Here is a 1,831-nt window from a genome sequence, read left to right on the forward strand (position 1 = left end):
CGCGCCGACCTGGAGGCCGGCGCTGCGCCGACGGGCGCGCGGACGCCGTGGTGGTCATCGCGCGCGCCGGCCTGCGACCAGTCCGGCCGAGGTCCCCGCCGAGCTTGCCGGGAGCTCTCGGAGGCCGCCCGAGGTGCCGAGGTCCCGGTCCTCGTCTGCCTCACGGACGTCGTGGACCCCGAGTACTCCGGCGCGCTGCTGGCCGGCGCCGCCCCGCTGTCCGAGGACGCCGAGCCGGGCGCCCTGCAGCCCGGCGTGCCGTTCTACCCGTCCCCCCAGAAGGCCCTGCGCGTGCTCGGCCGCTTGGCCACCTACGTGGACTGGCGCGACGAGGACAGGGGGGAGCCGATCGAGCTCGACGGCGTGGACCGCCACACCGCGGAGGACATCGTGGAGGCGGCCGTCGCCCGCGGCAGCGGCACCGAGCTGACCCGCCTCACCGCGGAGGAGACCACCCGCCTGCTGGAGTGCTACGGCATCTCCACGCTGCCCTCGGAGCGGTTCACCACCACCGAGGAGGCGGTCGAGGCCGCGGAGCGCCTCGGGTTCCCGGTGGCGGTGAAGGCAGTGGACCCGCATCTGCGCCACCGCCTCGACCTGGGCGGCGTGCGCCTGTCCATCACGGACGCGGACTCCCTGCGCCGCAACGTGGAGCAGATGCGCCAGGCGCTCAAGGCCTTCGGGGTCTCCGAACTGGAGGTCCAGGCCATGGCGCCGGCAGGACAGGCGGTGACGGTGACGGCCCTGGAGGACCCGCTGATCGGCCCCGTGGTGTCCTTCGGCATCACCGGCGACGCCACCGACCTGCTGGACGATTGGGTGCACCGCGTCCCGCCGCTGACCTACGGCGACGTCGCCCAGATGGTGCGGGCCCCGCGCGCAGCCTCGAAGCTGCAGGCCCAGGGCGGCGTCCCCGCCGCGGACATGAAGGCGCTCGAGGACCTGGTCTCCCGGGTCGCCGCCCTGAAGGACGACCTTCCCTGGGTCGCGCGGCTGCGGTTCGCCCCCGTCCTCGCGGGCCCGGGCGGGGTCACCGTGCTGCAGGCCGAGGTGGACGTCGCGGACGCCGGTCAGCGTACGGACTCCGCGCGTCGTGCCATGCGCGGGGACTGACCTGACCCGTCCCGGCGGCCGCCTGTGGACGAGGGCGTGCGCCCGGCGGGCTCGCCGATAGCATGGAGCCCATGACCCCGCTGCGCAGGAACCACGAGCCCGGTCCGGACGAACACCGCTCCCCGCTGTCGCGGCTGGGCGCCGCCGAGCAGGGGCGACGTCGGACGGTGGGCTCCGGGACGTCGCTGACGGACTCGCTCGCCCGGGCCGGCTTCTACCCGGACCTTGTGGCGCACCACCTGGCCCAGGAGCTGGAGGGACGTGAGCCGCTGGCGCACCTGGTGCACGTGGACACCCACTTCGACTACGACGAGATCCACCGGCACATCACCGTGCTCGTGGTCTGCGCGGACGTGGTGGTGGCAGCCCACCTGGACGACCACCCCCTGGACGACGAGGGTCGCCGGATGCTCGCACAGATCTCCACCGAGCTGGTGCCGGTCTCCGCCATCGCCTCGGTGGTGATCACCACCGGCCACGCGGATCCCGAGCGGTTCCGCCCCGCCGACCCGGTGGCGGAGATGACGCTGGCCGTGCAGTGGGCCGGCGGCCAGCGCCTGGACCTGCAGCCGGCCGGCTGCGCGGACCCGAACTGCGAGGCAGACCACGGCTACACGGGCACCGCCACCCGCGAGGACCTCGTGATCCGGGTGGCCGCGGACGCGGACGGCGGCCGCCGCGGAGGAGCGCCCTCGCCTTCGCCCGGACCCTGCGTTCG

Annotated in this window: 2 protein-coding genes; both read left to right on the plus strand. The window is 74.9% G+C overall.

Translation table 11 applies throughout. From position 1 onward, the window contains the following. Positions 1-1,113, plus strand: a 1,113-nt coding sequence (locus tag AC2W7A_RS12100; protein WP_485991559.1) for an acetate--CoA ligase family protein, incomplete at its 5' end; no start/stop codon positions are given. A gap of 71 nt (positions 1,114-1,184) precedes the next feature. After that, positions 1,185-1,831: DUF5998 family protein (locus AC2W7A_RS12105; protein ID WP_485991560.1), on the plus strand; the 647-nt coding region annotated here is incomplete at its 3' end.

It is taken from the genome of Micrococcus sp. LASM2_SD2, from assembly GCF_057364565.1.